This window comes from Intestinimonas massiliensis (ex Afouda et al. 2020), assembly GCF_900626285.1.
GTDB classification, from domain to species: domain Bacteria; phylum Bacillota; class Clostridia; order Oscillospirales; family Oscillospiraceae; genus Flavonifractor; species Flavonifractor massiliensis_A.
Window position 1 is genome coordinate 879,191 of record NZ_LR131147.1, and the last position, 24,643, is coordinate 903,833.

The window sequence follows — 24,643 nt, forward strand, 5'->3', positions numbered from 1 at the left end:
TATGATAGACTTTACGAATCTTCCAAGACGGAACAAGTCCTATGGCGGCGCCAATGGCAGCAAGCGCTCTGTCATATACCAAGGTGAGCAGTATATGCTGAAGTTTCCGCCGCATCCGTCCAGGAACAGGGACATGAGCTATGCCAATAGCTGTCTCTCCGAGTATTTGGGCTGCCACATCTTTGCCCTGGCGGGCATTCCAGTACAGGAAACTCTGCTGGGAACCTATACCCATCAGGGAAAAGAAAAGATTGTAGTGGCGTGTAAGGATTTTACATCTCCGGGTGTTGTTCTACAGGACTTTGCCTCAATGAAAAACCAGGTGATTGATTCGGAGCGGAACGGATACGGGACAGAGCTGGACGATATTCTGTTCTCCATCCATGAACAGCCGGCCATAGATTCCAAGGAGCTGGAAGAACGGTTTTGGGATATGTTCATTGTAGACGCCCTAATCGGCAATTGGGATCGACACAATGGAAACTGGGGTGTCCTCTATGATACTGTGCGTGATATGGTAGCCTTGGCTCCGGTATTCGACTGCGGCAGCTGCCTGTATCCGCAGTTGGACGAGGGAAAAATGCAGGCCGTGCTCAATGATCCACGGGAAATGGACTTCCGGGTATATGAGATCCCCCTGTCTGGAATTAAGCGGCAGGACAAAAAAGTCCGGTATTTTGATTTTCTGTCCTCTCTGGAATACGAGGGCTGCAACGCGGCTTTGAAGCGAATCGGACCAAAGCTGGATATGGAGCAAATCTGCCGTTTGATTGATGAGACGCCCTGCCTTTCAGGGCTCCAGAGGAGGTTCTACAAAGAGATTCTGGCGCTCCGAAAGGAACGGATCATCGACTACTCGCTGCAGAAGCTTCAAGAGCGTGAGCGGAGTATGCTTCCAGGCCATACAAAGAAGCCGTCCAGAGATACTGAGCGTTAAAATGGCTGGAGCTGGGTGCTACCTGCAGCACCCTGATCGCCACAATTTATCGTAAGATCTGGGCCCAGGGTGTGCAACAGCGCACCCTGGGCCTTTTGTCTGCGTCAGGAAACAGAGCTGGGTCGGACGGGAAACAGCCAAGCTGAGGCCGGATGGGAAGCACGCCTCCCGCCTTTTTTGTGGAAAAGCTGTCCGTCCTTCGGAATTTCAATCAATCATACCGCTGAAGAAACAACCCCGCCCTGGCGGGGCCGGAGCCGTCGCCGCCCTCTGGCGGCGGCGGCGCAAGCATAGCGCGAATGTACATTCGCACGCTTGCAGGGGCACACCCCTGACCCCAATGCCGCCTGCAGGCGGAAGATCGGCGGCGGAGCCGCGGGAAGGAGCGTGGAGTGCGAAGTGTCGCCTCAGTGAGCTTTGGCAAGGACTCCCTCGCCATGCTCTTATTATTACTGGAGCGAAACACTCGATTGGACGAAGTGATTTTTTACAATTCGGAAATGGAATTCCAGGCCATATACGATATCCGAGACCGGATCAAGCCGGTTCTGGAGCGGCGGGGCATCCGGTTCACCGAGGTGAAGCCGGGTGTCCCGTTTTTATACAATATGCTGGACAGGCCGGTCAACTCCAAGAAGAACGGCTTCCACCTGGGCTACGGCTGGTGCGGCGGCCCCTGCCGCTGGGGGACCAAGCTCAAGACCCGCACCCTGGACAGCGTGGCCCTGGACGCGGACATTCACTATGTGGGCATCGCCACAGACGAGCAGGAGCGGCTGAAACGGCTGGAGGCCCCCAAGTGTTCACCCCTGGCCGAAGCGGGGATGACGGAGGCGGACTGTCTGGCATACTGCTATGAACGGGGATTTTTCTGGGAGGAAAACGGTATCCGGCTGTATGACATCCTGGACAGGGTGTCCTGCTGGTGCTGCAAAAATAAAAATCGCAAGGAACTGAAAGCGATCTATCAGTTTTTACCCCAATATTGGGAGAAGCTGAAGGAGCTGCAGGCTCAGATCCCCATGCCTATGAAACCATACAGCCGGAAGGGTGTCCCCTATGGCAGCGTGTTTGATTTGGAAAAGATATTTGAACAGGAGATCCAGGCGGAGAAAAACGGCAGCTCTCCCAAAAGGAAAAGGAGGCGGCATGAGCAGAGCAGATAAGCGTGGCCGGCATCATCTGCACATCGAACTGACGCCGGCGCAGTATCAGTGGCTGGCAGACCAGGCCAAACAGTGCGGCCTCTCCCGGAGGGCCTACCTCGTCCGGCTGATCGAAGGGAAGCCGGTCAAGGCCCGGCCCAGCCAGGAAATCAAGGAATTGCGGACGGAGATCCACCACATTGGAAACAACATCAACCAGATCGCCCGCAGCGTCAACGCCGGGATCGCAAGGCCGGAGGACGCCAGGCGCGGCCTGTTCCTGCTGGACCAGGTCTATGAGCTGATGTACCAGATCGCTAAAAAGTAATGGCCATCACCAAGATCCTGGCCAGGAAGGGCCGCCTGGACGTGGGCATCCGTTACGTCCTCAACGGGGACAAGACCCAGGAGCAGGTCCTCACAGCCCGCCTGAACTGTGAGCCGGGCCGGGAGGCGCGGCAGATGCTGGAGACCAAACGGGACTATGGAAAGGAGGGCGGCGTCCAGTATTACCATATCATCCAGTCCTTCCGCCCCGGCGAGATCACGCCGGAGCTGGCCCTGGAGATCGCAAAGGCATTTGCCTCAGAGCACCTGCCCGGCTGCCAGACGGTCATCGGCGTCCATGTGGACAGATCCCACGTCCATGCCCACATCCTCTTCAACTCCGTCAACGCGGACACCGGCGAAAAGTACCACAGCAATGCCCGGAGCTACTACCGGCAGATCCGGGCCATCTCAGACCGGCTGTGCCGGGAGCATGGCCTCTCTGTCATCATGCAGGGAGCACCGTCCAGGGCGGTCAGCTACATCGAGTGGCTCCGCCAGTCCAGGGACCAGGCCACCTTCCGCAGCATGCTGGAGACGGACCTGCGGGAGGCCATCCAGGACGCCAACGACCTGGGGCACTTCTTCCTGCTCATGGAGCACAAGGGCTATGAGATCCGCCATGGGAACCGGCTGGGCTTCCGTCTGCGGGGACAGGAGCGGTTCATGATCCCCGGCAGAAAAGAACCGCTGTTTACCGAGGAGGGTATCCGGGCCGCCATCCAGGGAAACCTGTCCGCCATTGAAGCCGGGCGGCGGCCTGCCGTCCTGCCCCGGCCGGCCTATCACCCCTACACGCCGCATCCCAAGTACAAGGGCTTCCTGGCCCTCTATGTCCATTACCTCTACTTATTGGGAAAGATCGGGCAGCGGCAGTATCCGCCCCGTATGACGTCCCGCCTCCGGCAGGAGGTGATAAAAGCCGAGCGATACCGGGCACAGTTTGCCTTCCTGCGTGAGAACAACATCACCGGCCCAGATGACATGACGGCCTTCCTCACCCGCACAGAGGAAGCGCTGGCCAGACTGACCAAGCAGCGCACCATCCTCAACGTGCGGAAAAAGAAGCGCCGAACGCTGTACGCGGCTCTGGCGGATGTAGAGGCCCTGGCCCCGGCCAGGGCGCTCTATGAGGACGGCCTGTCCGGGATGGAGGGGGAGTTCGCCCAATATATGGAGGCCGTCGCTGTTCTGGAGCAGTGCGGCATCCCCAGAGAGCGGCTCATGGCGGAAAAGGCGCGGTTGTACCAGCGGCTGGCGGAGCTCAACCGCCAGCTCCGCCAGGAGCGGACGAAGCTGGCCCTGTGCCGGGAGATTTTAGACCGGATACCACAGATGGAAACGGATATACAAAAAGCCGAAAATCATTTACTGGATATTCATGAGAAAGGCATTCCGTCCCGTTAGATTTTAAAACCAACCGGGAACCCAGCGCAGTGGTTCCCGGTTGGGGAGGAGGAGCAACGGAATGAATGAGCCCAGGCGCCTGCGCCGGGGCAAAGAATATGAAGTTTGCGACGACGAGGAGGTGAGAAACGATGAATATCGGAGGCGGTGAGGCCGCCGACCAGCTGGTGCGCATGATGCTCGCCGGCACAGAGGTGGCCGTCCGGCTGTCCGGCTCGGCCATGAAAAATGTGCTGGCACTCAGCCTGGCCCTGGCCAGAAGCCATAAGCGGATCTCCGGTAAGGTCAGCCTGGGGAAGATGCTGCAGGAGACCCGCGACCTGCGGCAGTTTCCCATGACCCCGGAGCAGTACCGGCAGTTTCAGAAGCTGGCAAAGCGGCAGAAGCTGTTGTACGCATCCATCCATGACCGGGACGGCCGCGGGAAGATCGTAGACGTGATCCTGCCGGTGACAGAGCTGGACCGGGCCAACCAGGTCTTTGAACGGATGCTGTACCAGGAACCGTCCCAGCGCCCGGAGCGGCAGGGCCCGAAGCAGGCGGAAAAGGACGCTCGGCCGGTACGGGAGAAGGAGCTGGAGCGGCAGGCGGACGCCCATGTCCGCCAGGAGGGGCCTGTGGCCCGGCATCGGGAGGTGAAGCCAAAAAAAGATTCTCGGTCGGAACGAGACTCGCAAGGTACAAAAACCAGCTCCTCTGCATCCAGAGAGAGCGGGAGTTCCGGGACGACGCCTGAGCGCCCCTCCGTCCTGGAGCGCCTGAAGGTCTACCGGACGCAATTGGATCAGAAGTCCGCTCCGGCCAGGCAGAAAACAAAAAACCGGCAGAAAACAAGATGATCCTGACAGCAAGCAAACAGGTATTCCTCCCCACCGGGGGCGTCGGAGAAGATCCGGCGCCCCCGGTTTTTTTCGTTTTGCCAGGAGGTGATCGCTGCTGAACCAACCCAAAAAGGACGGCGGCCTGCTGGTCTGGCTGTTCCTCTATATCCCCGTTGTCTGGGCGGCCCTGCTCCTCGCCCAATCCCTGGGCGGCGGCCAGAATCTGGCTGGCGGCCTGCCGGATATCCTGGCCCGCCTGACCGAAGCGCTGGAGCACCCCTTCCGGCTTCGCTGGACGGAGCACAGCCTGGTGTCTATCCTCGCCTGCACCGGGCTCTACGCCATGGGCATCTGCCTGTACCGATCCGAGCAGGGCCGGACACGGGACGGCGAGGAGCACGGCTCCGCTGCCTGGGCCTCCCCCAGGCAAGTCAATGCCATGTTTGCCCAGGAACAAAATAAGATCCTCACCCGCCATGTCCGCTTGGGCCTGGACACCCACAGACACAGGCGCTCCCTGAACGTGCTGGTCATCGGCGGCAGCGGCGCCGCCAAGACCCGAAGCTATGTAAAGCCCAACATCCTGGAGGCCAACACCAACTATGTGGTCACAGACCCGAAACAGGAGGTGCTCACCGCCACCGGCGGCTGGCTGAAAAGCCAGGGCTATGACATCCGGGTGCTCAACCTGGTCAACCTGAAGCAGTCGGACGGGTATAACCCCTTCCGCTACCTGCGGGACGAAAAGGACGCCCTGCGGCTGGTCAATAACCTCATCCAGGCCACCACGCCTAAGAACAGCCATGAGTCAGACCCGTTCTGGACCAAATCCGAGACGGCGCTGCTCCAGGCCATCATCCTCATGCTGTTTCAGGAGGCCCCGGAGTATGAGCAGAACTTCTCCATGGTCATGCGGGTGCTGGAGTACGCCGAGGTGAAGGAGGAGGATGAGGAGTACGTCTCCCCCCTGGATCTCCTCTTCCAGGCCATGGAGCGGGACAATCCCACCAGCGTGGCGGTGCGGCAATATAAAGTATTTAAGCTGGCGGCGGGCAAGACGGCCAAAAGCATTTTGGTGTCCACCGCCGTCCGCCTGGCGCCCTTCAACCTGCCACAACTCCAGGCCATCACCGACCACGATGACATGGACCTCTACACCCTGGGGGAGAAGAAAACAGCCCTCTATGCCGTTATCCCGGACAACGACAATACGTTCAATTTTCTGGTATCCCTGCTCTACGCCCAGGCATTCCAGACCCTCTACTACAGCGCCGACCAGATCCACCACGGGGCCCTGCCCCGCCATGTCCACTTCGTGCTGGACGAGTTCGCCGCCATGCCCCTGCCCGGCTTTACCCGCGAACTGGCCACCATGCGCTCCCGGAACATCTCCGCCAGCACCATCATCCAGAACATGGCCCAGATCAAGGAGCTCTACAAGGACTCCTGGGAGACCATCCCCGGGAACTCGGACACCATCCTCTACCTGGGCGGCAACGAGGCCAGCACCCACAAGTATATCTCAGAGGCCCTGGGCAAGGCCACCATCGACACCAAGACCCACGGCCAGACCAAGGGCAAGTCGGGCTCCTATTCCACCAACTTCCAGATGAGCGGCCGGGAGCTGCTCAGTCCAGACGAAGTGCGGGGCCTGGACAACCGATACGCCATCCTCTTCATCCGGGGTGCCAGGCCCGTCATGGATCTGAAGTATGAGCTGACCCGGCATCCGGCCATCCGCCACACCATGGACGGCGGCGGGCCGCCCTATATTCATAAAGGCAGACAAAAGCCAGCCTTTTTAGGCACACCCCTCTTTCAGGCATTTTCCGCTGACACATCTGATGAAGAAAAGGAGAACGCTGCATGAAAAACGATCTTCGCAACCGCAAGTTTGACCGCCGCGCACGGCAGGCTTACGCACTGTTTGCCTGCCTGGTGGCGGCCCTGTCCCTTACCGTTATGCCTGCCATGGCAGCGGACGACCCGCTGACGGTGATCAGCAATCTGTCTGATTTTATCTTTTCCCTGATCCGGGCCATTGGCCTGATCCTGCTGGGCTTCGGCGTCCTCCAGTTGGGCCTGTCCCTCAAGAGCCACGACCCCTCCCAGCGGGCCAACGGTATGCTCACCATTGCCGGCGGCATTGTAATCACCTTTACTAGGGAGATCCTCACCCTTATCACCGGCTGAGGGTTCCCAAGCAAAACAACCACCCGCGGTCGCTGTCATAGGCCGCGGGTGGGAAAGGAGGTGTGGTAAATCGGAAGCGGAAACTGGATCGTAGACAACCTCAATTCCGCCCTGGGGACCTGGAATGAGAAGCTGGCGGAGATCTGGACGCTCATCAGCACCAGCCCGGAGAGTTTCAAAGGCGGCGGCGTGTGGGCGGTGATCGAGAACATCAACGGGGCGCTCCAGGCCGTGGGCTATGGCCTGCTGGTGCTCTTTTTCGCCGCCGGCGTGGTTAAGACCTGCGGCAGCTTTACCGAGCTGAAGAAGCCGGAGATGGCCTTCAAGTGCTTTGTGCGGTTTGTGCTGGCCCAGGCGGCGGTGGGCCATGGGATGGAGCTGATGACGGCCCTGTTCAGCATCGCCCAGGGCATGGTGTCCACCATCATGTCCTCCTCCGGCCTGACGGCACTGACCGCCGCCACCCTGCCCAGCGAGATGGTGACCACCATTGAAAGCGTGGGCTTTTTGGACAGCATCCCCCTGTGGGCCATCACCCTGCTGGGCTCCCTGTTCATTTGGGTGCTCTCCCTGGTGATGATCCTTACCGTCTACAGCCGGTTTTTCAAGCTCTACATGGCCACGGCCATCGCGCCCATCCCACTGGCCAGTTTCGCGGGACAGCCCTCCAGCAGCATCGGCGCGGCCTTTTTGAAAAGCTACGCCGCCATCTGTCTGGAGGGCTGTGTCATCGTATTGGCCTGTGTGATTTTCTCAGCCTTTGCCTCGGCGCCGCCCGCCATCACAGACAGCACCCTGGCGCCGGCCACCATTGTGTGGAACTACGTCGGGGAGTTGATTTTCAACATGCTGGTGCTGGTGGGGGCCATCAAGATGAGCGACCGGCTTATCCGGGAGCTGATGGGGCTGGGCTGACCTCAGAGCCACAGCCCGTCTGTGCTGACGGCGGATGCCCCATCGGCCCTGGCCTGCCGCACACGCGCGGCAAGCTCGCGCGCCGCGGCCCGCTCCGCAAGCCGCTCATCCAGCCACCCATAGACTTTCCGGGCGGCGGTCACCACCCAGGACAGGGCGGCCAGACCCACCAGGGCAAAGAAAATGCCGTCCGCCAGCGCGGTATGGGCCTGGTACCAGCCGTGGAACACGGTGAGCATCCCCAGCGCATATAGAAGCGGAATCCCCAGCCGGAGCCGGATCGCCAGCCGGAGCAGGAGGGGCAGGAGGAACAGCCCTGCCACCAGGAAAAAGTACAACATTGCCACGACCTCCCTTTTCTGGTTTGTGGCATCTTACCATACGCGGACAGCCATTGCAAGGTTTGTCTGCCGATTTCTGAAATAGGAGGAACTGTGAAATACGAAGAATTTGAACAGCAGATCCGGGAGATGATTCCCCAACCATCCGTAGCAATCACTGACGCCCTATACCGGATGGGCGTGGAGGCGCTGGAGGAAAAGCCGCAGGAGCTCCTGATCGCCTTTGAATTCATTTCCCGGCATTTTAGGCAGAACGTGCTGCAGGGAGCCTATGAAATCATCCAATACGGCTCCGCCGCACTGCCGGATGAATTGGTAGCTGCCGCCGTCCTTTTACAGGCTGGCGACACACCCGAGCACATGGCGCGGATGGCCAACGATGGGGAACTGATGTGTTTCTATTGCCCAAAAGAAAAAGGAGAGATCAGCCCCCTGGCCCTATGCTCCATCCTGGAGGACGGAAAACGATTCGACTATTACACTACAAAATTCGGGAAGTTCTCGGCCAAGGACATCCTTGCCCGTGCCAAGTCATGTGCAGAACAGTGCGGAGGATCTGTTGTAGGAGCGTTTGAATGTATCTCTCCGGAAGGAGAGGTAAGCGCGAATTTTTGTGCGGGGCAACGAGTCCTTTCCGGGCCGTGGCCCAGGATGACCACAGCTCTGTCCGATATCTTTGGGACCTGTCCTGCCGTAGCTGCCCGTATTACCCTTGATGTGGATCGCAGCCATGCTGCGGTAGAGTATAATCCGCTTTGGCAAAAAGCACGTATGGAGCATGGGCAAATCGCACGTCGAGAAAAACACCCGAAAAGCTCTTGCCAGGAGAGGTAGGTGATTATGGAGGTACGCATCAACAAAGAAGTCCGCGACTATCAGGAGAGCCTGTTCTTCGGCCTCTCCCCGCGGCAATTCATGTTTGCCCTGCTGGCCGTCGCTGTGGCGGTGGGCGTTTACTTTGGGCTTCGCTCCATTGTGGGCAACGCGGACGTGGGCTGGCTGTGTGTACTGGCCGCCTTTCCCTTTGCCGTCTGCGGCTTTTTCACCTACAACGGCATGACCTTCGAACGGTTCCTGGCAGCCGTGATCCGCTCAGAGCTGCTGTATCCCCGGCATCTTGTGTTCAAATCGGACAACTTCTACGCGAAACTGATGGAACACACGTCGATGAAGGAGGCTCTCAAGCTTGATTAGGACCCTGCAAAACACCATCAAACAGGACAAAGAATGTTATGCGGTTCCAAAAACAGTACAGGACGCCATTCCCATCCACCGCCTCTGGCCGGATGGGATTTTTCAATTCGGCTCCAAATATTCCAAAACCATTCGCTTCTCGGATATCAACTATGCCATCGCCTCAAAAGAGGACAAGACCGCCATGTTCCTGGGCTATTCCGAGCTGCTCAACGCCCTGGATACCGGCTCCACCACCAAGATCACCATCAACAACAAGCGGCTCGACCGGGAGAACTTCCGGCAGGAGATCCTGCTGCCCCGCCGGGATGACTACCTGGACGGCTACCGGGCGGAGTACAACGCCATGCTCATGGACAAGGTCACAGACTCCTCCAACAGCGTGGTGCAGGAGCGGTATGTCACCCTGTCCGTCCACCGGAAGAACATCGAGGAGGCCCGCGCCTTCTTCGACCGGGTGACCGCGGATGTGACCTCCCGCCTGAACCATCTGGACTCCCGCTGTGAAGAGCTGGACGCGCTGGACCGCCTGCGGGTGCTCCACGACTTCTACCGCGCCGGGGAGGAGTCTGAGTTCCATCTGGATCTGCGGGACTGCATGCGGAAAGGACATTCCTTCAAGGACGCCGTCTGCCCGGACAGCCTGGGCTTCAAGAAGGACCACTTCGTCATGGGAGATCAGTTCGGGCGGGTGCTGTTCCTGAAGGAGTACGCCAGCTACATCAAGGACTCTATGATCAATGAGCTGACGGCCCTGAACCGCGCCATGATGCTGTCCATCGACGTGATCCCCGTCCCCACCGACGAGGCGGTGCGGGAGATGCAGAACCGCCTGTTGGGCGTGGAGACCAACGTCACCAACTGGCAGCGCCGGCAGAACAGCAGCAACAACTTCTCCGCCGTGGTGCCCTACGATATGGAGCAGCAGCGGAAGGAGACGCGGGAGATGCTGGACGACCTGACCACCCGCGACCAGCGGATGCTGTTCGCCGTGGTGACTCTGGTGCATCTGGCGGACACCAAGGAGGAGCTGGACAGCGATACCGACGCACTCCGGTCTGTCGCCCGCAAGCACCTGTGCCAGCTCTCCACCCTGAGCTGGCAGCAGGCGGACGGCCTGTCCACCGTCCTGCCCCTGGGCCTGCGGCGGATCGACGCCCTGCGCACCCTGACCACCGAGGCCCTGGCCGTCCTCATGCCCTTCAAGGCCCAGGAGATCCGACATCAGGGCGGCGTGTACTACGGCCAGAACGCCATCAGCAGGAACCTCATCATCGCGGACCGGCGAGAGCTGCTCAACGGCAACGGCTTTGTGCTGGGTGTGTCCGGCTCCGGCAAGTCCTTCATGGCCAAGCAGGAGATCGTGGGCCTGGCCCTGAACGCCAGCGGCAGCGCGCCGAATGACATCATCGTCATTGACCCGGAGGCAGAGTACCGGCCCCTCATCGAGGGGCTGGGCGGCGAGGTCATCACCATTTCCGCCACCTCTCCCAGCCACATCAACGCCATGGACATGGAGCAGGGCTATGGGGATGGGGAGAACCCCGTGGTGCTCAAGTCGGAGTTCCTGCTCTCCCTGTGTGAGCAGTTGATGGGCGGTCGGATGCTGTCCGCCAAGGAGAAGTCCATCATTGACCGCTGCACCGCCAGCGTCTACCACAGCTATCTCAAGGGCGGCTGCCAGGGCAGGGCGCCCACCCTCCAGGATTTCCATGCCGAGCTGCTCCGCCAGTCCGAACCGGAGGCCCGCGACGTGGCCCTGGCCATCGAGCTGTTCACCGAGGGCAGCCTCAACACCTTCGCCAAGCCCACCAATGTGGACACCAGCTCCAGCATCCTCTGCTATGACATCCGGGATCTGGGCAAGCAGCTCCAGCCGGTGGGGATGCTGGTGGTGCTGGACAGCGTGTTCAACCGAATCATCCGCAACCGGAAGCTGGGCAGGGGCACCTACATCTATATCGATGAGATCTATCTGCTCTTCCAGCATGAGTACAGCGCCAACTTCCTGTTTACCCTCTGGAAGCGGGTGCGCAAGTACGGGGCCTGCTGCACCGGGATCACCCAAAATGTGGACGACCTGCTTCAATCCCATACGGCCCGCACCATGCTGGCCAACAGCGAATTTCTGGTTATGCTCAACCAGGCGGCGACGGACCGGGCGGAGCTGGCGCGGCTGCTGAACATCTCAGACAACCAGCTCTCCTACATCACCAACGTGGATTCCGGTCGCGGGCTGCTCAAGTGCGGCAGCGCCATCGTGCCCTTTATGAACAGCTTTCCCAAGAATCGGCTCTATCAGCTCATGACCACCCGCCCGTCCGAGACGATGGCGGCCTGAAAGATCAGGGGCAGGGACGCACCGGCGTCCCTGCCCCCATACGGGAGGTGACAGACCATCGGGAAAATCAAGGAGAAGCATTCCGGCCCCAAGGCCCTGAAGGAAAAAGCAGCGTCCGCGCCCAAGGAGCTCGTCCACCGGGGCCTGGAGGACGGCACGGAGCGATTGCGCCTCCAGTTCCGGGACGCCGTACAGGGCGGGCAGCGGGATGAATACGGCGGGGATCAGGTGGAGGACGCCGCCGCCAGCGGCGTCAGGCAGGTGGAGCGCAGGGGCAGAGATCTGCTGAAAAGCAGAAAAAAGGCGGACAGCCCCCAGAAGCCGGCCCAGACGTCCCCTGACGATTCCCCCCTATCGGAGAGGCCGCAAAGCACGGCGCCTGAGCGGCAGCCGGCAGGCGGCACGCGGATCAAGACACGGGAGGCTGACGGCGGAGGCGCCGCCTCTCATGGTGTGGACGCCCCGGACAGCGCCCAGGGCCGGTCCGCCGCGCCGCAAGCCGGACACAAGGGGCTCAAAACCAAGGACGCCGATATAAAACAGCAAGCCCCTGCCGCGCGAAGCACGGTTCAGAGCGGGGACGGGCTGGCCCAAAAGCAGGGGCGTTCCCTGGCGCGTCGGAATGCGGAACAGAGGCGCGTCATCAGAAACAGCGGTTCAATGCCCACTGGAGGGTGGGGCAGACACGGCGCCGCCCCATCGGGTCAGGCCCGCCACCCTGCGGACGCCAGGAGCCTTGGCAGCTCGCCGCCCGGTCAGCCATCCAAGGGGAAGCCGGCGCCGGACAGGGCTGGCATTAAGGTGCGGCCAGGACATGGGACGCCTGGAAAGGCCCCGGCCAGGGCCATCAAAAGCGCGGAGCGTATCCCTGGTGGAACAGTGAAAGCAGCGCGGCGGGCGACTCACACGGCGCGGCAGGCGGGAAGCTCTGCGCATGCAATGCAGACTGCCGCGCGCAGCGCCCAGCGGACGGCCCAGGCTGCCCGCATGGCGGCAAGATCCGCCGCCGTGACCGCCAGAACAGCGGCCAAAGCCATCGGCGCGGCAGTCAAGGGAGCGGCGACCGCCGCCCACTCCCTGGCCGCCGCCATTGCCGCCGGCGGCTGGGTAGTGATCGTCATAGTCCTGGTGATCTGCCTGGTGGGGATGCTTGCGGCCTCCCCCTTCGGCATCTTCTTTGCCGGCGACAGCAGCGCCCCGGACTCGGTCTCACCCTCCACGGCGGTGGCCCAGATCAACGGGGAGCTGGCGGATCACCTGGCCGGGCTGCAGGCGAATGGGACCTGCGACCGGGTGGAGATCCTGGGCCAGCCGCCGGCCTGGTCGGATGTGCTGGCGGTATTCGCCGCAAAGACGGCCAGCGCGGCGGGCGGTGTGGATGTGGCCGTGCTGGACCCTCAGCGGGTGGACCTTCTGCGCACGGTATTTTGGGATATGACAAAGATCACCTCCACACCGGAGACAGTGGAGATCCCGGCCAGCGGAGGCGCCCCGGCCTCCACAGAGGAGGTGCTGACCATCACCATCACGGCCAGGACGCCGGACGATATGCGGGTGTTTTACAGCTTTACGCAGGCGCAGAACGACGCACTGGATGAGCTGCTGGCCAACTCGGATATGCTCACTTCACTGGCGGGGGATCTGACCATCTCCAGCCAGGACGCCAAGGCGCTCCTGGCCAACCTTCCAGCGGGTCTGTCCCCGGAGCGCCGGGCCGTGGTGGAGACCGCCTGCAGGCTGGTGGGGAAAGTGAATTATTATTGGGGCGGGAAGTCCCTGACCATCGGCTGGAATGACGCCTGGGGCGCCCTCCGAAAGGTCACGGCGGCGGGCAGCTCCACTACCGGGACCTACCGGCCATACGGGATGGATTGCAGCGGGTATGTGGATTGGGTATTTTACAACATCACAGGCGGCGAGTACGTCATCGGCCACGGCGGAGGGGCCCACGCCCAGCACACCTACTGCACCTCCATCTCCTGGGACGAGGCCCTACCCGGCGATCTGGTATTCTATCCCGGTGATGAGCACGTTGGGATCGTGGGAGGCCGGGATGAGAACGGAGATCTTCTGATCTTACACTGCGCTTACAGCGCCAACAATGTGGTCATCACCGGGGCAGGCGGCTTTACCTCCATCGGCAGGCCGGTGTTCTATCAGGAATAGGCCGAACGGCTCCGGCTCCTGCTGCTTGCCAACGAGTGCAAAGACCTTGACGAGTTCCGCCGCCGCTTGCGAGACCTGCTGAACAAGTAAAGCGCCGGGGGTCCCCGTAGCAAGGCCACCCCCGACGCTCAAACACCGGCACGGGCGGCCAGTTCGCCGCCGCCCTGCCGCCCGTATTCTACCACCGCCGCCGGACGAATGCAACCCCCGGTGGCACAGACCCCACCGCCCAGCGAACCGCCGCAGGCCGTCCCGGCCCCGGCGACCAGAAAGGGGAGGTGAACATGACCACGCCGACAGCAAGCGAATTGCTTGTACAGCAGGCACGGGAGGCCGAACGGCTCCGGCTTTTGCTGCTCGCCAACGAGTGCAAAGACCTTGACGAGTTCCGCCGCCGCTTGCAAGACCTGCTGAACAAGTAAAGCGCCGGGGGTCCCCGTAGCAAGGCCACCCCCGACGCTCTCAACCCGGCACGGGCGGCCAGTTCGCGGGCCGCCCCACCGGGACCATTCTACCACCGCCGCCGCCCAAAATCAACCGCAGCCGGGGCCGCTCCCCCAATCCCCCCGAAAATCCACCTGTGCAGGGCCCGACGGCGGGTATTTTTTAGCCCGTTTGCCGCCATTCTATGGCCGGAAGCCGGGCGGAGCGCCCTGTTTTATAGTATAAAAGAGAGCTGTGCGAAAGCCTTCCCCCCAGGGGAGCGCAGGCTGTATATCAACCTGACATAATAGAAAGGAAGTTCGGAATGGACGAGAGATCGATGACCCTCCAGCAGATCGAGGAGTATGTGAGGTATCTGCGGACCGAGGAAAAAAGCGCCGCGACGATCAAGCAGTACCAGCGGGAGGTACAGCGGTTCTATCTCTGGCTTCCCGATGGGAAGCGGCTGGGGAAAGAGCAGGCGCTGGCCTATAAGGAGGCGCTTCAGGACAGAAAAAAGGCGGTCAGCGTCAACGCTTCGCTGGCCGCGCTCAACAGCTTTTTCCGCTTCATGGCGTGGCCGGAGCTGGCGCTCAAGCCCATGAAGACCCAGAGGCGGATCTTTTGCGAGGAGTCCCGGGAGCTGGACTACGAGGAATACCTGCGGCTGGTGGAGGCGGCGGAGCGGCTTCCCAACGACCGGCTCTGCCTGATCCTCCAGACCATCGCCAGCACGGGCATCCGAATCTCAGAGCTGCGGGCCGTCACGGTGGAGGCCGTCCGGCTCCAGAGGGCGGAGGTCCGGTCCAAGGGGAAGATCCGGACGGTGTTCCTGCCCCAAAAGCTGTGCCGGAAGCTGCTCCGCTATATCCGAACGCGCCGCCTGGCCTCCGGGCCCGTCTTCGTCACCAGGTCCGGGAAGCCGGTGGACCGGAGCAACGTCTGGGCGGAAATGAAAAAACTTTGCGCCATGGCCAACGTGGACCCGCGCAAAGTTTTCCCGCACAATCTCAGGCACCTGTTCGCCAGGCGCCATTATGACCGGCACCGAGACATCGCCAAGCTGGCTGACATCCTGGGCCACAGCAACGTGAACACGACCAGGGTATACACCATTTCCAGCGGACGGGAACACGCCGTGCAGATCGAATCACTGGGGCTGGTCGTCTGACGGCGCGAATAAATACTGCATAAGGATTCTTATGTGGTAAAAGGGTCCGGCACAGCCAAGCCAGGCACCTGAATACATCCTTTTCCAGGTACTATTATACTTCCTCCCATCCGATTCTTCAAGTGGAAATTATAAAAATCCTAGTGCATCAGCAGGTTAGTGCTTTTCGGAGCCTTTTCGACGGGAAAAAGGCAGGCCGTTCAGGGCCGACAACGCGAATTCGTTGCCGGCCCTCAGCGGCCTGCGTTCCTACGCGCCAAGTTCAGGCCCTTTTGGGCCAAAAAAACACCTTGCTCCGATGGCGGCACAGTCTTTTTCTTTTTTACTACCACATAAGAATCCTTTTGTGGTAAAAGAGGCGGTTTTGATTCGCGGAAGCGGAGCTGCCGGGTACGCTTGCCCCGCGCTGTGGGCAAAGGCGGGATGAGAGCAATGGCAAGACGGATGGATAAAGATACCTATCCCCCGGAAAAGGTGATTTTGACCCCGGAGCTGATCGACGGCTTTCTGGCTGGGATGGCGGCCAGGGGCGCCCGGAAGGACACGCTGGGCACCTACAGGAACCGCCTGGAGATGTTTTATCACTATTTGCCGGAGGACAAACGCATCCGCCGGGGCGCCGTGGACATGTGGGCGGAGGCGCTGCGCGGGCAGAACTACGCCGGGCGGACGGTAAACCAGTCGATCTCCATTGCCAACAGCCTGCTTGCCTGGGTTGGCCGCTTGGACCTGCAGGGAGAGCGCAACCCGATCCCGGACACGCAGGCCCAGCCGGAGCTCACCCGCGGCGAGTACCTGCGGCTTCTGTCCACCGCGAGGAGCCTGGGGAAGGACCGGGCCTATCTGCTGGCCAAGGTATTCGCCACCACGGGCGTCAACCTGCAGAACCTGTCGCGGCTGACCGTGGAGGCGGTCCGGGAGGACCGGGTGCAGGTCACGGACCATGGAAGCCAGCGGCCGGCGCACATCCCGGCGTGTGTCAAGGCGGAACTGCTCGCCTACGCCAGGAGGAAAGGCATCCTCCGCGGCCCTATTTTTGTCACCAGGGGCGGCGCGCCGCTTAACCGGGTCACGGCCTCCATGCTCATCAGCGGGATATGCCGCGACGCCCAGGTTCCCAGGGAAAAGGGGAACCCCCGCTGCCTGAAAAGGCTGTATCAGGCCACCCAGGCTGGTTTCGAGGCGAACATCTCGCTTCTGGTCGAGCAGGCCCACGACCAGATGATCGAGATGGAGCAGGCCGCGGTGGGCTGGAACTCTGAGAGCGCCATCGAACTCTGACCCGGTGTGGCATGCTGCATGCCGCTTCTCTCTTCCGGGTCCGCGGAATGGCGGCATTTAAGGCGGCTTTGTGTATGGTTTGGGTTTTGCGAATAAGTAAAGCCATCCGCATGACGGCTCTACCTGTTCGAGAACTAAATTAATCAAAGACCTGCTAACAAAAGTCAAGTAAAACTTTCAAAGGAAACGAGCAAAGGAAAAGGGTGCACCAAATTAAACCGCTGTGCATTTCAAAAAATGGCGGTCAGCCAGACAGTATAGAGCTGGGAAATCAGCCATGCTCCAGAGAATCCAGGTAGGCTTTCACAGAAGCGTAGTAGATGCGCAGGAACTTGTTGGCGGAGGCCATCATGTAGACACGGTAGGGCTTACCTTCAGAGCGTTTCTTGTTCATGAACTGGTAGACCGGCTCATCCATTGGAGCGCATTGCAGGAGGACCCCCATCACCAGAAAGAGCGTCCTTCGCAGTGAGGCAGATCCTCTCTTGGAAATGTTACGGCTACGGACATCCACTTGTCCAGATTGGTAAGGTGGGGCGTCAATGCCTGCAAAGGCCACCAGCGCTTTCTTGGAATGAAAACGGCGTACATCGCCAATTTCAGCTATGAGTTGGGGGCCGAGGGTTGGGCCAACACCAAACATCTCCATCACCACAGGATACTCCGGTAGAGAAACGGCCAGGGACTGCATCTCCTGCTTGAGAGCAGCTAACGCGGCGGAAGTTGCCCGGAGTTGGGAAACAGCCTGTTCTACCAAAAGTTTTGCCGTATCCGTTTTCGGCATGACACCGAAGTGTCCACATGCAGAGGCGTATATGTCCAGTGCCTTATCCTCGCTAAAATTGTAGCCGTGCTTTCTGCACCACTTCTGGTATTGGGTGGTAAAGGCCTTTTTAGACAAACCACAGACACACTCACAATGCCAAAAAGCGGCTACAAAATCCACCCACTTCTCGCTGCCATCGGCGCGGGGTGGACTGGTAAACAGGCGGTTTGCATCAGGGAAAGCGGTGTCCAGCAGGGAGATTAGGTTGTTCTTCAGCATGGTCCGTACTTTGGAATACTGCTGGTACTGCCGGTAGCAGGTCTTCAGCATGAGCCGGGTGTCCTCCTCCGGGACATATTTCGGTAGTGTGAGCCAGTGGTCAAGGCCGTAGTTGGCCAGTTTCACGGCGTCCTTCTTGTCAGTCTTGCCTCGTCTTAAACTGTTGTTCCCATAGTCATGCACCAGCATTGCATTGACTACGGAGACATAAAGTCCCGCGTCGTGGAGCAGCCAGGCCACCGGCGCGTGGTAATTACCCGTGGATTCCATCACCACACGGGTCTCACCGTCCAAACTTTTGAGCAGCCCTGCCAGTTCGTTCAGTTCATTGGCGGTGTGTCGCACTTCAAAGGGTGAAACCACCACCTCACCGAAGGGGCGCATGACGGCGATCATGCTTTTCCCTTTGGAAACATCGATGCCAACGCTGTTCATCCACATTCCTCCAATACTAAAGAATCTGCAACCGGAATCCATCTTTTCTCGTTGCCGATTCAATCTATTGGGTGACGCGAACTCCCCGGCATCCGGTGGCTCAACCTGCTGAAATCGAACGCTACAACAAGAGGATGGCTGACAGTCTTTCGTACGGACTTACAAGCCCAAGGAGTGAGTGGTCAGCCAGTTGCTCCTCTTATTGTAGCTTAGGCACGAGATGGAGGGAAAGCCGGACTGGCTGCCCGGCTTTCCTGTCCAAATTTATTGTAATAGNTGACAGTCTTTCGTACGGACTTACAAGCCCAAGGAGTGAGTGGTCAGCCAGTTGCTCCTCTTATTGTAGCTTAGGCACGAGATGGAGGGAAAGCCGGACTGGCTGCCCGGCTTTCCTGTCCAAATTTATTGTAATAGGAGTGATAGAAGTTGAGGAAAAAAAGAATCCTGAGTCTTCTGATGACGTTGGTTCTCGTAACTTCCTTGCTGCCTCATGCGGCGGCAGTGAGCGCAAGCAGATTTACCGACGTCAGTGAAGACAGTTGGTACTACGAGTATGTAGACTTTGTCACCGAGAAAGGCTACTTCGCGGGCACCAGCGCAACCACCTTCTCCCCGGACCTCACAATGACGCGGGCAATGTTTGTCACGGTGTTGGCCAGAGTGGACGATGCTGAAATTGACAACAGTGTCTCCGCCTTTGTGGATGTTCCGGCCGGTACCTGGTACACAGGTTCGGTCACTTGGGCTTCGGAGAACGGGATTGTCTCCGGTATTGGGGACAACCTCTTTGACCCGGATGGGGAGATCACCCGTGAGCAGATGTGCGTGATCATGGATCGCTTCATCGACTACTACGGGGAGAAAACAGACCAAGTTCATGAGACGGAGGGCTCTACGGCCTTGTTCCCGGACAACAGTCAGATCAGCTCTTGGGCCAGAGACGCGGTGGCAAATTGCCGCGAGTATGGCCTGATCGCTGGTTATGACGATGGGCTTTTCCATCCCCTGGACAGCTCTACCCGCGCACAGGTCGCCACCGTAATCAGCCGCCTCGCCTGGCTGGTCAAGCCGGAGGAAAACCCGAATCAGGGCGGCGGCGGAGGCGGTGGAGGCGGCGGAGGTGGTGGAGGTGGCGGCACCACCCGCTACACCTACACGCTGACCTACGATGCCAACGGCGGTGTCTTCTCGGATGGACAGACCACCCGTCAGCAGACCGCTACCTCTACCAGCTCCAGTTCCTATGCGTTTACCATTGAGAGCGTCAACCCGACTCGCGATGGCTATCGCTTCTTGGGCTGGAGCGCTTCCAACAGTGCAACTACTCCTGACTACAGTGCCGGCAGCAGCTATACGGTGGGAAGCACCCGGTCCGGCACCCTGTATGCCGTGTGGAGTGAAAACCCGCCGGTGGTTGGCAATTATACCATCACCTATTACCTCAACCCCCCGGCTGGCGATGACAGCGTAATCACCACGGTTGAGACAAATGGCGCGTTTACCACGCTGGACAGCGCTACTCTCGAGGGGTACGCACTCGCAAGCTGGAACACCGCGAAGGACGGGACCGGAACTCAGTATGCGCTGGGTACCCAATATACGGCCGCCAGCAATCTGGACCTCTACGCTCAGTGGATCGCGGATAACGACTACATCGGCCTCGCGGTTCAGGCGACTATGGAGCAGTTCAACGACATGCTTCCTATGAACAGCATCTCTGTCTCCTCCGCCGCTGCCGCGCTGGATCCGGTTTCGTTCAGCGTTGCCACGAGCGACAGCGATACCAGACCGCAGACGGTGACCGCAAGCGCGGAAGTGTCTGATGATCTGGTTGCGACTATCATTGAGCAGGCCGCCACTATGGCATGCAGCCTGATGGACAATCCTCCCTCTCAGGGCGAAGTGGACAGTGTCGTGAACGACATCATTGACGCCTTGGAAGAAGCTCTTGATATTGAGATTTCCGGCCAGACCGCGCAGAAGATTGCAGATCAAGTCTATGCTAAGGTGCTTGAGGTTGGCAAGAGCCTGTGGGAGAACTTCTATGATGCTGACGGGAACTACTATACCGGCGATGTGACTGTCAGCGTCAACGATGTATCCGCCACGATCAATGTGGATCAGGACAACCACACGACTACCTTGGAGGGCAGTAAACGCACTGCTCTGGTAAACCTCGGGACTGCCTTTGCCAAGGATCTGTACGAGGATCTGAAGGGTTATTCCACTTATACCGGCGTGGTGGAGCTGGACGGTACCGTGACCTTTACGTTCACGGACGGCAGTGTCTACGGTGCCGCAACGGATGAGTATCCCCATGTATATCCTGTCACCCTGGACCTGACTCTGGACGGCGGCGGCCTGATCGAGTACAAGTACGAGGATGGCACGGTTTCCCCCAGCTATGTGAAGCTGAACCTTACGCAGGAAATTCAGAATGCGTACAGCAGTGCAGTGAATGACGTGGTGGAGACGGCTCTGGATCAGCCGTCCGTCCAGAATGAGCTGAGCACTGCCATTGAGAACGTGATGAATGGGATCAGCGGCAACAGTACCTTCCAGACCATTATTTCCGCCTTGGAGGGCATTGGGGTCACTGAAACTGAAGCGCAGGAAGTCGTGACAAACGCTATGAATGCGTGGCAGGAGGCCAACCTGGATGTGACGGATCTGACCAGCAGTCCCATCTATCAGATTTATTGGCTGGATCAGAACGTCAGCTACAACAATGAGGACATCTATGACCTGATTGACTATGTGGCTGAGGAAGCGTCTGATTTCACGTGGGAAACCTTGGCGCAACAGGGCGGAGACTGGATGCCCTCGGCTACCTTCCGGTATGTTATGCCTGACAACCTGAGATCTACCATGGAAGCTCAGAATATCGAACTTGGTCTTGAGAGCTATCCAAATCTTGAACAATATGTCCTTGCTAAAATGTGCGAATTGTTATCGGCACGTGCTGAAGGAAGCACGGAGGCAAGTTCTGAGGCTGTTGCTCCCGACATGCACACTGAGGTCAACAACCTGCTGACTGAGACCCTAGAAGAGAGCAGCTACTTCCAGAACTACATGGACAAAGCGCTGAAGCTCAAGAGCATCGAAAGCATGGAGGACGTAGCCCTGAGCAATCTGGCCTCCCTGCTGGAGAATCAGACCTTCCTCAATTTCGTGGGAGAGCGTGGCAGTTCCTACGTGGACCGGCTGACCAATCTGATCGGCCGCCTGCCTGCCGGAGCCAGCGTGACCATCGGTGGTGAGGGCGGATTTACCGTCAGTGAGGCTGCCCTGATCGAGCTCCAGAACGCCGGCACCACTTCGGAGGCCTGTGAGGCGATTGCGAACCTGATCAACAGAAGCGATTACCTGAAGGCCCTGTCCCTCAGCGACTTCTATGGCGAGGATGGTCAGGAGATCACGGTGCAGTATAACTCCCGCACCTTTACCTTCCATCTGGTCATTGAATTGCAGTAACTTCCCAGCTTCTTTCCAAATCCCAGAGCATCCCCCTTGGCAGGGGCGGCACTCCGCCCCTGCCGGGGACCGGAGCCCTGGGACCAGGGCCAGCGTTGCCGGCCTTGGTCCGATGGCTTCGAATGGCGGGCATCGTAAAAAAGGAGAATACATCCCCATGAATGAAAAACTGCTGAAATACCTAGTACAGGAAGGGTTGCTGACCCAACTTCAGGCGGATGAGCTGTGGAAAGAGCACATCTCATCCCGCAGACCCGTCCGCGAGCTGGTACTGGAGCTGGGTGCTGTTCCGGAGGATAGAGTTATTGAAGCGCTGTCTGCTGTGTCCGGCCTTCCCACTGTACGCCTCTATGAGAACCCGATACCAATGGAGGTTCAGCAGATGGTGAGGCCGGATTTATTGCGCACCCATTTGGTACTTCCCTTCGCGCTTGACCCGGCAGACAACCGGACGCTCTTTGTTGCCACAAATGATCCGATGAATATGCGCGGCCGGGACGCTGTGGCGGCGGCCAGCCGCCGCCGGATCCGGCTGTATTTAGCCACTTCTACCGACATTCTCCGAACCATCGACCGCTATTTTGGTTCGGAGGAAATGCAGGAGGCCGCGGAACAGTATACTAGGGCCAATGAAACGGACCGCTCCCTAGAAGAGCAAATCCTTCAGGAAGATGTGAATTCTTCGCCGGTCGTGGTTCTGGTGACGTCCCTAGTGGAGCAGGCGGTTCGACAGCGCGCTTCGGATATCCATATTGAAGCCGGACCAGACCGGGTGCGGGTACGCTGCCGGGTAGATGGCATCCTGTATCAAACTGCCACTTATGATCAGCGCCTGCTCTCGGCCATTGTGGCTCGGGTGAAAATCATCAGCGGCATGGATATATCGGAAAAGAGAAAACCCCAAGACGGGCGCTTTTCCATTACGGTAGACCGCCGTGAATACGATGTCCGCGTATCTACGCTTCCCACTGTCTACGGCGAAAAATGCGTCATGCGTCTGGCCCAGAAAAAGGCCCTCAGCCGGAGCAAAAGCGCCTTGGGACTCTCCGGAGACGACTTGGAGAAATTTGATCATATTCTGAAAAAACCAAACGGCATCGTCCTAGTTACCGGACCCACGGGCTCCGGCAAATCCACGACCCTGTACACCGCCCTGAGCGAGCTGAACAGCGATACGGTCAATATCGTCACGGTCGAAGACCCGGTGGAGGCCAATATCGAGGGGGTCAATCAGGTGCAGGTGAATCCCAAGGCAGACCTGACCTTTGCCAACGCCCTGCGTTCCATCCTCCGGCAGGACCCGGACATCATCATGATCGGTGAGATTCGGGACAGCGAAACCGCATCCATCGCCGTCCAGGCGTCCATTACCGGGCACTTGGTGGTGAGCACTTTACATACCAATGATACCGCCAGTAGTATCACCCGTCTGCTGGATATGGGAATCGAGAGTTATCTGATTGCCGATGCCACCGTAGGCATCATTGCCCAGCGTTTGGTCCGCCGTCTCTGCCCAGACTGCAAAAAAGCGAGGCCCATTTTGGAGCATGAGGCGGAATATCTGGAGCTTCCGCGGGAGAAGCGAAGCACGGCTCTGCTGTGCGAACCTGTGGGCTGCCAGCGCTGCGGCGGCACTGGATACTACGACCGCATCGGTGTGTACGAGATTATGGAGATTACTCCAACTCTGCGCTCTATGATTGCCAAGCGCTGTTCCGCGGACGAACTGCGCCAGGCGGCGATCAACGAGGGAATGCACACCATGCGGGAGAGCGCAAAGCGGCTGGTTCTGGAGGGAATTACCTCTCTCAGTGAGCTCCAGCGGATCAGCATGGAGGATCAGAACGAGGTGCAGGACGAATTTGTTGTGCATGGCCTTAGTTCGGAGGTAAGCGCATGAGCCAGTTAAATGACCTGATCGGGCGCGCCGCCGCTCAGAACGCTTCCGATATCCATCTGACGGTAGGGCTTCCGCCGGTGTTCCGTATTGACGGAGCGCTGCAAAACGATGGAGAGGCGATCCTGGACGAAGAGGCAGTAGCCGCTATGGCGAAAGAACTTGCCAATCAGCGGCAGATAGAGGAACTGGAACATACAGGCGAGGTTGATTTTGCCGTTACCGTTGCCAGCTCCATACGAATGCGGTGCAATATCTTCCGTCAGCAGGGGTACACTGCCCTGGCCCTGCGCCTGCTCCCCCTGCGTATCCCAACGGCGGAGGAACTGCTGCTTCCACAGATCATCATTGAGCAGGCAGAGAAGCCTCGCGGGTTAGTGCTCATTACCGGGCCCACAGGCTCCGGGAAGAGCTCCACGCTGGCCGCCCTGCTGGACCACATCAACCGCACAGAGCGCCGCCACATCATTACACTGGAAAATCCTATCGAGTACGTCCATGAGCGCATCCAGTGCGTGATTAACCAGCGGGAGGTTGGCAGTGACACCGGAAGCTTCGCCTCCGGCCTGCGGGCCGCCCTGCGCCAGGACCCGGACGTGATTCTGGTGGGCGAGATGCGGGACCTGGAGGCGATTTCCACCGCCATTACCGCGGCGGAGACCGGACATCTGGTATTCGGCACCCTTCATACCAAGGGGGCGGCCAACACCGTGGACCGCATCGTTGACGTGTTTCCGGCAGATCAGCAGGAGCAGGTGCGTATTCAGCTGGCCGATGTGCTGGAGTGTGCCATTGGACAGACCCTTTTGCCGAAGATCGGTGGCGGGCGACGGGCGGTGTTTGAGATCATGGTTGGCACAGCAGCCGTGCGAAGTCTGATCCGGCAGAACAAATCCTTTCAGATCACCAGCACCATGCAGACGAGTAAAAAGCTGGGCATGGTCCTGTTGGACGATGCTCTGGCAGAACTGGTGCAGGCGGGCGAGGTGTCCGTGGAGGACGCCGCCTCCGCCGCAAATGATCCCCAGGCTATCCGGGCACTTCAGCCCAAACGGCATATAAATATGCCGCTTTCAAGCGGCCAGCTATGAGTTTCGCAGATTGGTATTTCAGCAAGGAGGCCCTGTCAA

At 59.4% G+C, this 24,643-nt stretch carries 20 protein-coding genes; 18 read left to right on the plus strand and 2 right to left on the minus strand.

Going from position 1 to position 24,643, the window contains the following annotated elements; genetic code table 11:
- Window position 1: 1 nt before the first annotated feature.
- The 8 genes from E0E41_RS04635 to E0E41_RS04670 all read left to right on the plus strand — a co-directional run bounded on the left by E0E41_RS04635 (window position 2) and on the right by E0E41_RS04670 (window position 7,745).
- Complete coding sequence (locus tag E0E41_RS04635; RefSeq protein ID WP_130868931.1) at window positions 2–937, plus strand: HipA domain-containing protein; 936 nt, start codon at window positions 2–4, stop codon at window positions 935–937.
- A 410-nt stretch (window positions 938–1,347) separates the two neighbouring features.
- Window positions 1,348–2,103 carry a phosphoadenosine phosphosulfate reductase domain-containing protein gene (locus E0E41_RS04640; protein WP_278045191.1) on the plus strand — a complete coding sequence of 252 codons (756 nt, stop codon included), beginning with the start codon at window positions 1,348–1,350 and terminating at the stop codon, window positions 2,101–2,103.
- Window positions 2,087–2,410: a plasmid mobilization protein gene (locus E0E41_RS04645; RefSeq protein ID WP_130868933.1), complete on the plus strand. Its 324-nt coding sequence runs from the start codon at window positions 2,087–2,089 to the stop codon at window positions 2,408–2,410. The genes E0E41_RS04640 and E0E41_RS04645 overlap by 17 nt, the downstream gene beginning before the upstream one ends.
- On the plus strand, window positions 2,410–3,816 hold the full coding sequence (locus tag E0E41_RS04650; RefSeq protein ID WP_130868934.1) for a relaxase/mobilization nuclease domain-containing protein: 1,407 nt from the start codon (window positions 2,410–2,412) through the stop codon (window positions 3,814–3,816). The genes E0E41_RS04645 and E0E41_RS04650 overlap by 1 nt, the downstream gene beginning before the upstream one ends.
- A gap of 131 nt (window positions 3,817–3,947) precedes the next feature.
- Window positions 3,948–4,655, plus strand: coding sequence for a DUF3801 domain-containing protein (locus E0E41_RS04655; protein ID WP_130868935.1), 708 nt, complete (start codon window positions 3,948–3,950; stop codon window positions 4,653–4,655).
- Between the two features lie 292 nt (window positions 4,656–4,947).
- Window positions 4,948–6,507: a VirD4-like conjugal transfer protein, CD1115 family gene (locus E0E41_RS04660; protein WP_242623695.1), complete on the plus strand. Its 1,560-nt coding sequence runs from the start codon at window positions 4,948–4,950 to the stop codon at window positions 6,505–6,507.
- Window positions 6,504–6,830: a formate hydrogenlyase gene (locus E0E41_RS04665; RefSeq protein ID WP_130868937.1), complete on the plus strand. Its 327-nt coding sequence runs from the start codon at window positions 6,504–6,506 to the stop codon at window positions 6,828–6,830. The genes E0E41_RS04660 and E0E41_RS04665 overlap by 4 nt, the downstream gene beginning before the upstream one ends.
- Window positions 6,831–6,899: 69 nt before the next feature.
- A complete protein-coding gene (locus tag E0E41_RS04670) occupies window positions 6,900–7,745 on the plus strand; it encodes a hypothetical protein (protein ID WP_130868938.1) in 846 nt (281 codons plus the stop codon).
- A 2-nt stretch (window positions 7,746–7,747) separates the two neighbouring features.
- Here E0E41_RS04670 and E0E41_RS04675 read toward each other — a convergent pair whose 3' ends face one another.
- Entirely contained in the window at window positions 7,748–8,086 is a 339-nt protein-coding gene (locus E0E41_RS04675) for a hypothetical protein (RefSeq protein WP_130868939.1), read from the minus strand.
- A gap of 93 nt (window positions 8,087–8,179) precedes the next feature.
- On the opposite strand from E0E41_RS04675, the gene E0E41_RS04680 reads away from it, so the two are divergent.
- The 7 genes from E0E41_RS04680 to E0E41_RS04710 all read left to right on the plus strand — a co-directional run bounded on the left by E0E41_RS04680 (window position 8,180) and on the right by E0E41_RS04710 (window position 16,662).
- A complete protein-coding gene (locus E0E41_RS04680; RefSeq protein ID WP_130868940.1) occupies window positions 8,180–8,920 on the plus strand; it encodes a hypothetical protein in 741 nt (246 codons plus the stop codon).
- 6 nt (window positions 8,921–8,926) lie between these two features.
- Window positions 8,927–9,280, plus strand: coding sequence for a PrgI family protein (locus E0E41_RS04685; protein ID WP_130868941.1), 354 nt, complete (start codon window positions 8,927–8,929; stop codon window positions 9,278–9,280).
- Window positions 9,273–11,621 carry a VirB4-like conjugal transfer ATPase, CD1110 family gene (locus E0E41_RS04690; RefSeq protein WP_130868942.1) on the plus strand — a complete coding sequence of 783 codons (2,349 nt, stop codon included), beginning with the start codon at window positions 9,273–9,275 and terminating at the stop codon, window positions 11,619–11,621. Before E0E41_RS04685 ends, E0E41_RS04690 begins: the two co-directional genes overlap by 8 nt.
- 939 nt (window positions 11,622–12,560) lie before the next feature.
- Window positions 12,561–13,787 (plus strand): C40 family peptidase, encoded by a 1,227-nt coding sequence (locus E0E41_RS04695; protein WP_130868943.1) that lies wholly within the window; start codon window positions 12,561–12,563, stop codon window positions 13,785–13,787.
- A 284-nt stretch (window positions 13,788–14,071) separates the two neighbouring features.
- Window positions 14,072–14,209 carry a protein phosphatase gene (locus E0E41_RS04700; protein ID WP_130868944.1) on the plus strand — a complete coding sequence of 46 codons (138 nt, stop codon included), beginning with the start codon at window positions 14,072–14,074 and terminating at the stop codon, window positions 14,207–14,209.
- A gap of 326 nt (window positions 14,210–14,535) precedes the next feature.
- Entirely contained in the window at window positions 14,536–15,381 is an 846-nt protein-coding gene (locus tag E0E41_RS04705; protein WP_130868945.1) for a tyrosine-type recombinase/integrase, read from the plus strand.
- Window positions 15,382–15,813: 432 nt separating this feature from the next.
- Window positions 15,814–16,662, plus strand: coding sequence for a tyrosine-type recombinase/integrase (locus E0E41_RS04710; RefSeq protein WP_130868946.1), 849 nt, complete (start codon window positions 15,814–15,816; stop codon window positions 16,660–16,662).
- Between the two features lie 271 nt (window positions 16,663–16,933).
- Here E0E41_RS04710 and E0E41_RS04715 read toward each other — a convergent pair whose 3' ends face one another.
- Window positions 16,934–18,142 carry an IS110 family transposase gene (locus tag E0E41_RS04715; protein WP_130870730.1) on the minus strand — a complete coding sequence of 403 codons (1,209 nt, stop codon included), beginning with the start codon at window positions 18,140–18,142 and terminating at the stop codon, window positions 16,934–16,936.
- A 426-nt stretch (window positions 18,143–18,568) separates the two neighbouring features.
- On the opposite strand from E0E41_RS04715, the gene E0E41_RS04720 reads away from it, so the two are divergent.
- The 3 genes from E0E41_RS04720 (at window position 18,569) to E0E41_RS04730 (ending at window position 24,604) form a co-directional block, all read left to right on the plus strand.
- Complete coding sequence (locus E0E41_RS04720; RefSeq protein ID WP_130868947.1) at window positions 18,569–21,616, plus strand: S-layer homology domain-containing protein; 3,048 nt, start codon at window positions 18,569–18,571, stop codon at window positions 21,614–21,616.
- Between the two features lie 157 nt (window positions 21,617–21,773).
- Window positions 21,774–23,516, plus strand: a complete 1,743-nt coding sequence (locus E0E41_RS04725) for a GspE/PulE family protein (protein WP_130868948.1) — start codon at window positions 21,774–21,776, stop codon at window positions 23,514–23,516.
- On the plus strand, window positions 23,513–24,604 hold the full coding sequence (locus E0E41_RS04730; protein WP_130868949.1) for a type IV pilus twitching motility protein PilT: 1,092 nt from the start codon (window positions 23,513–23,515) through the stop codon (window positions 24,602–24,604). Before E0E41_RS04725 ends, E0E41_RS04730 begins: the two co-directional genes overlap by 4 nt.
- The last annotated feature ends 39 nt before the right edge of the window (window positions 24,605–24,643 follow it).